Here is a 6,223-nt window from a genome sequence, read left to right as displayed (position 1 = left end):
AGTTGGCTGCTAGAACTATGGTACAGCGACGCAAGATTAGTTATGCCACCCAAACAGAACTTGGTACCAAAGCATGGGATATTTTCATGTCCCTGGTTGCCACTACTCGTAAGTTAGGTATTAGCTTTTTTGAGTATATGCATGACCGGATTTTGCAACTCGGTGATATTCCCTGTTTGGGTAACATTATTCGAGAGAAGTCTTCTTCTAACCCATTTGGTTGGTCGTGGCTACCTGAATAAATCTCTACCCCGAAATTTTGAGCCGATACAAAATATCGGTTTTGTAACCAGATTTTCTTATTTAAAGGCTGTGTACAAGTAGAAAAGTCTTTATATATCCTAACTTTAGGATATGCACGTCTCCTTCAACAAGTAAGCACAAAAGAAAAATAAGTCAAAAATACCTATAAAAAAATCAATTGCTATAGCCTATTAGAAGATACCTACTAAATTAGTTAAGCTTATACTATATTTTTAGACAGGCTATGTGAGTTGATTTTAATTATCTAAAGAATTATAGGCAAGATTCAGTTGGGTGGCGGACTCTTCTAATAAGCGTTGTTCATCAGCATTTCTTGGTAACACCAGTTGGCGCTCAATACCTATTGAGCTAACGATACATGGAAGTCCAAAAACAACTTCATTGCCAACTCCATAGCTAGAATCTGCTCTCACTGATACTGGAAATATTTGTTTTTCATCTCGCAGGATAGTATCAATTAACTGACAAACTGCTATTGATATGCCATAGCTAGTATTTCCTTTACGTTCAGAAATGTTATAGCCTCGCTTACGGGTTAAATCTGCGTACTCTTGGTGAATTTGCTCCAGCGTCGCTCCTTGTGGTATAGGAAATTCCGTTAATGCAATTCCCCCAATAAACGCACTAGACCAAACGACAAATTCACTGTCTCCATGCTCTCCAATCACATAAACATGAACATCTTGTTTTGCAACATTCAGTCGCTTACCAAGTTGATATCTCAGTCTAGCAGTATCAAGAACGGTTCCCGAACCGAAAATTAGGTTTTCTGCTCTCGTGGAACTGGCGATTGCAATCCGCGTTAGTACATCAACTGGATTGCTAACAATAAGCACAATTGAATTCGGTGCAACTCGATCCAATTCTTTCATCGTCGAACGTATGATTTCTGCATTGTCACTCAACGTATCTAATCGGCTCTGTCCAAGTTTCGGCTGTACCCCAATAGTTACGACAATTACATCAGAATCAGCTAAATCCTCATACTTATTTGATGGTATAATCTCCATTTCTTCAAGTAAGGGAATGCTGTCTTCAATATCCCATGCTTGCCCCTCAGCTTTTGATAAGGTTCGGTCAAAAAGCACGACTCTCACACATTTTCGGAGTAGCACTAAAGCATTTGCTACGTCTGCACCCACATTCCCCGCACCAATCACCCCGACCTTGGATGTTTTGCTACTCATGTTGTATCTACCTTTTTTGTAACTGTTTTTCGCTTTGGGTTAAGAATATAACTGATATTGTCCAAAATCACGCAATTCGGCAATTGAATTGTGCAATCATTCCATCCAACAGTGCCATAAATTAATCCCTCTAGCGATCGCAACTCTCAAAAACACGTCTCATAAAAATGTCAAAGCTAGTAGCTTCTCTAACACAAAAGCTTCTAAGCCGAATCTTTGCGCGATTTCCCACCAACACGCCACTCATCACTCCAATAGCCTACATCAGCAGGGCTTTCGGCAATCAGAGAGACGAATCGATTGCTCTTAGGTGATGGTCTACGCGTGGGATAATATGGTCAATAGAAAATAGAGCAGCACTTGCTTCTTCTGAAGAATGACAGTATTCACAAAGAAATTTTGCTCTTTGTCTGACTAATTTTTTGGTTGCATCATTAACTGTCATGATTCAGAAATGATTTTGGCATTAAGCAAGGTAAAAATTCTATCTAGTTCCAATATGCCTGCCAATTCAGCATCTTCTTCTGTGGTTAGCAATCCAGCTTTCTTTTTCTCAGACAATTTTTCGAGTCGAGACTGTAATTCTTCAGTAAATTTAAACAAATGTATGTCCCTAACTTTACTGAGTTTGATTCCAGAATCTACTCAGAATGAGGGTTGAACCATCATTTGAGTAATCATAAGCTGTATGTCTCGTTTAATTTAGCGGACTGGTGGTATTTTAACAGCGAATCTTCCTTACCTGCTTTATTTTGAATGCCAGTTGATAAAAGGTAATGCGGTAGACTTGTCTTTTTCCGCAAGGAAGAAGCTCAAGTTCGCGGATGCCGTCTGTAATACGGCTAGCTTGTGCTGATTTCTAACCTTTGTAATGCCAACTTCAAGATTATTCGTTTTTTGCGTAAACTCCGAAAATTCAGGTGAATAGTATTATATAACGGTATCTATTATGGATAAACCGGGGACAAAGCTAATTGTCTCCTATACAATTAACTTCTATCAAAAACTGCTCTGGGTTTTGTCCAGGGCAGTTTTATATTGCACGGTACAAGCTAGATTGTTAACTGTAATTAATGGTGAATTGACCCCAACCAGATCCGAAACACCCCAGAAAAACTCTCAGTTGACATATCTTCCCTTCTCTCTTTCCGGTCAACAAGTATCAAAAACCCCTCTGACAAAGGTGGAAATAGAAAATCAGACCTTGCAGCAGCAAAAGTTTGACGTGACGGGGCTGGAAATTAAGCAGAAATATGGCACGATCACACCAGAGGAGCAAGAAAAGCTCGGCGTACTACAAGCCAAGATAGATGACTTCTGGGTTCAGAAAAAGGAACAGGCTAAGGGACAGCATGACTTGATGGATATTCTCATCAAGAATCAGCAGAGAACTCCGACAACAGAGTCAGCCACACCAATTCAGCCTCAGCTTTCTATTGGGGAAACGGGGGATAAGTACGAGCAAGAAGCCGACAAAATAGCAAGTCAGGTAGTACAGCAGATTCATGCACCGATGCCTAATCATAAAATAGATAAGAGCCAGGCCGATCGACTAGGAACTGAGGTAGATGTAATCAACAGGAGAACGACAAATAGTGAGTCAGCTAAAGTGGCAAGTGTCACAGATGCCATACAGTCTAAAGAAACCAAAGTAAGTGGGGATATTATCCAAAAGGTTAGTGTTAAAGAAGCTGTTACAAAGTTTGAAAAAATAGCAGAAGAACAAAGAGTAGATGTAGAAACAGCAAGGCAGCAGAGAGCGAGAAAACCAAAAGCAGCCCAGGTAGCATCTGAGCCTATCAAAGCAGAGATAGAAGCACAGTAATTGGAATCACAACCTTTATCAAGCATTTCGGCTGAATCACAAGCATCGGACTTTAAACCTCAAGAATCGCAGGTAAAATCACAAGAGCAGGAAAGTGAGAGTTTAGAGGGAGATAAAACCGGGAAACAACGCTGGCAGAAATTGAAGAAGATAGTCAAAACAGATTCATCTACGAGTCAAATACCTGGCAAGACGAAAACTTTAAGCTATTCGAATTCGATGGACGGAGAAGATAGCGATGAAAATTACTGGCTAGAGGCATGGGATGCACTGCATCGACCTGCCTTTGAAGTCGGTGGGAATTATTCTAACCAAGGTGGGAAATTTGCCAAGTGGGTCGAAGAGTGTGGAATTATAGAATGGCTGAATGAGAAGGAGCAGAGAGATCAAGACATGAGAGCGGCGTTCGATAAACAAAAGAAAGATGGTGTTGCTGATTTCTGGAAGTGGAAAGAAACTTCAGAATACGCTACAGATTCTTCACCGCCGCCAGATACAATTTCCTTCTGGGATTGGCTAGAGCTAAAAATGCAAAAGGAAGAACTTGAAGAAGACAAGACCATTCAGCAGAGAAACTCATACCTTGGAATACCGTCTGACCCAGAACAAGAAGAGGAAATAAAGCAAACCAGAGGAGAAAAAAGGCAAGAGAGAGTTACATACCTAAAGTCAAAAGAAGAGCGTAAAAACAAAGAGGTCACGATTAGCGGCGGTCAATGGACAGATGCCTCTGGAGATTCTGTTAGCTCAATGGATAAAACAGCTTTAGGTGCGCCGGATGGTGGACAGAATTGGATGATCTTTGTTTTAAGCCCCGATGGTAAGTTCTATACAGATGCTCATGAGGAAGGTAAGTATCACCACTCAAGCGCCTTAGCTGGAATTCCAGTCAAGGGTGCTGGAGCAATCAAAGTTATAGGTGGCACACTTGAAGAGATATCTGATAAAAGCGGTCACTACAAGCCCGACATGCATCAAATGTATACCACCTTAATGCAGTTGCACAAATGCGGCGTAGATCCCAAAACTTATAAGGTATATACAAGAGATTTAGGCGACATACAAGGCGATCTGTGGATTGAGAAATATCTCAAAACTCCAGAGTATGAAAAATATCGTGCAACTCAAATAGCCAATGCTTTTACTATGAGTGGTAGAGATCATAGGGATAAGAAAGCCCAGCAGGAAAAGAGAAGTTAGCGCGATCACTAGTGGTCTGGCAAGTCAACTTTGCAGGGTGAGACAGATTTTTGATAAGCCTTTCCGCTTTTCTTAGTGCCATTCGCCCTTAGCCCCTGCCATTGAAATTCTTAATCCCCTTGAACTCAAGATTTTAAAAGCTAAGTCTCCCAAACTTCCCAAAGTACTAACAGTTAGCTGGGCTATTGAAGCCGTTGCTCGTCTTGGCGGCTACTTAGAACATCGAAGTAAAACACCCATTGGTATTCAGGTACTGTGGCGAGGTTGGTTAAAATTGCACGACCTCTGTGAGGGCTGGCAGCTTGCAAAAGAGACTTAACGGGAAAAGTCAGATGTAACAACCTTGCCTCTTTTGAGCTAAAAATACTTTTTCAGTAAGCTTTCTAGATAATAAATTGTAAAAGTTGTTTCTTGAAAGGCTCTTACGCTTTTTCGAGACTTGAGGGCTTACCTTGAAAAGTCAGCTTTTGGAGCGCTTCAAACCTGTGCCATACCGCCATCAACAAACAGCTCGATACCGTTCACAAAGCTGCTGTCATCGGATGCGAGAAAGACAACAGCTTTGGCAATCTCATCAGGCGTGTTTACTCTTCCCATCGGGATGGTGCTGGCTTGGCTGTCCACGGATTCCTGCAACTGCTCATCACTCAGTCCCGTGAGATGGAAACCAGGAGTCGGAACCACGCCAGGACTAACCGCATTAACTCGAATCTTACGCTCTTTGAGGTCGAGCGTCCAATTACGGGCAAATGCTCGCACAGCAGCTTTAGTAGCGCTGTAAACACTAAAGGCTGGGGTGCCTTTTATAGAAGTAATCGAGGCGTTTAGAATGATGGAAGCGCCTTCTGGCAAAAGAGGCAGTGCTTTCTGTACAGTGAACAGCAGACCTTTGACGTTAGTGTTGAACGTTTTGTCAAAGTGTTCTTCGGTAATCGATCCGAGTGGAGCGAGTTCTCCAACGCCAGCATTGGCAAAGACTACATCGAGGTGTCCTTGCTCTTGCTTGATCGTGGCGAACAGGCGATCAAGGTCTTCCAGTTTGGAGGCATCGCTCTGAACACCTGTGACATTTTCACCAATCTCTTTCACGGCAGCATCAAGTTCAGTTTGGCGACGACCTGTGATAAAAACATAGGCACCTTCGGCGACAAAGCGCTTGGCAGTGGCAAGACCGATGCCGCTAGTACCGCCGGTAACAAGAGCAACTTTTTCTAAGAGTTTTTGTGGCATGATGATGTTTTTTGAATATAAATTAGGATTGTAAATTTGATTATCCAGCAAGTAAGTAAATTTTTCTTACTTTTCTCTAAATCCTAAAAAGGAATTAAATCAAACAAATATCCTCTTTTGTCATTATCAGAGAACAATAGTCGAAGTTGATTTTGGAGCTTTTATCTGATAAGACTTTGAGCCTTTATTTTCTAACAGCAATATTTACGTCTAAAGCAGACTTATATATTGCAACCAAATTGCTATTTGTGTTTGCATAAATTCAATATATGCAATTGGCTCTGGTTTATAGTTCAGTCAGAGTTGAAACGTTTATACAATACAATGATTGATAAATCAATCTATATGAAAATCGAATATTGGCTCCAATTAAAGTTGGAATCCCTGACTGTCTTATTGGTATATAGGACTAGTATTTGATTTCTGAAAAAGCTCCGTACATTTGAAGAGTCGCAAAATCAAAGTTAGTGTTTCGGAGAAACCACTCAAACATCCATTTGAGATGAGAGAACGAAGG

Annotated in this window: 6 protein-coding genes and 2 pseudogenes; 4 read left to right on the top strand and 4 right to left on the bottom strand. The window is 41.2% G+C overall.

Going from position 1 to position 6,223, the window contains the following annotated elements; translation table 11 throughout:
- Positions 1 to 242 (top strand): annotated as a pseudogene (locus H6G97_RS43130) (hypothetical protein); the annotation flags it as partial.
- 258 nt (positions 243 to 500) lie between these two features.
- Here the strand turns inward: H6G97_RS43130 and H6G97_RS43125 are convergent.
- From H6G97_RS43125 to H6G97_RS43120, 3 genes are all read right to left on the bottom strand, one after another.
- Positions 501 to 1,451, bottom strand: a complete 951-nt coding sequence (locus tag H6G97_RS43125; RefSeq protein ID WP_190946659.1) for a malate dehydrogenase — start codon at positions 1,449 to 1,451, stop codon at positions 501 to 503.
- Between the two features lie 283 nt (positions 1,452 to 1,734).
- Positions 1,735 to 1,896: an HNH endonuclease gene (locus H6G97_RS55675; protein WP_338421968.1), complete on the bottom strand. Its 162-nt coding sequence runs from the start codon at positions 1,894 to 1,896 to the stop codon at positions 1,735 to 1,737.
- Entirely contained in the window at positions 1,893 to 2,084 is a 192-nt protein-coding gene (locus H6G97_RS43120) for a hypothetical protein (RefSeq protein WP_338421969.1), read from the bottom strand. Before H6G97_RS43120 ends, H6G97_RS55675 begins: the two co-directional genes overlap by 4 nt.
- 316 nt (positions 2,085 to 2,400) lie before the next feature.
- Between H6G97_RS43120 and H6G97_RS43115 the strand changes: the two genes are divergently transcribed.
- From H6G97_RS43115 to H6G97_RS43105, 3 genes and pseudogenes are all read left to right on the top strand, one after another.
- The gene (locus H6G97_RS43115) at positions 2,401 to 3,276 is read left to right on the top strand and encodes a hypothetical protein (RefSeq protein WP_190946658.1); all 876 of its coding nucleotides are present in this window, start codon (positions 2,401 to 2,403) and stop codon (positions 3,274 to 3,276) included.
- Positions 3,277 to 4,476: a hypothetical protein gene (locus tag H6G97_RS43110; protein WP_190946657.1), complete on the top strand. Its 1,200-nt coding sequence runs from the start codon at positions 3,277 to 3,279 to the stop codon at positions 4,474 to 4,476.
- A gap of 82 nt (positions 4,477 to 4,558) precedes the next feature.
- Positions 4,559 to 4,795: pseudogene (locus tag H6G97_RS43105) on the top strand (hypothetical protein); the annotation flags it as partial.
- Positions 4,796 to 4,953: 158 nt separating this feature from the next.
- Here H6G97_RS43105 and H6G97_RS43100 read toward each other — a convergent pair.
- Positions 4,954 to 5,706, bottom strand: a complete 753-nt coding sequence (locus H6G97_RS43100) for a glucose 1-dehydrogenase (RefSeq protein WP_190946660.1) — start codon at positions 5,704 to 5,706, stop codon at positions 4,954 to 4,956.
- Between the last annotated feature and the right edge of the window lie 517 nt (positions 5,707 to 6,223).

Origin of the sequence: Nostoc flagelliforme FACHB-838 (assembly GCF_014698065.1) — a bacterium.
GTDB lineage: Bacteria > Cyanobacteriota > Cyanobacteriia > Cyanobacteriales > Nostocaceae > Nostoc > Nostoc flagelliforme_B.
Note: the sequence above shows the minus strand (reverse complement) of the source record. Positions and strands in the feature narration are given on the sequence as shown.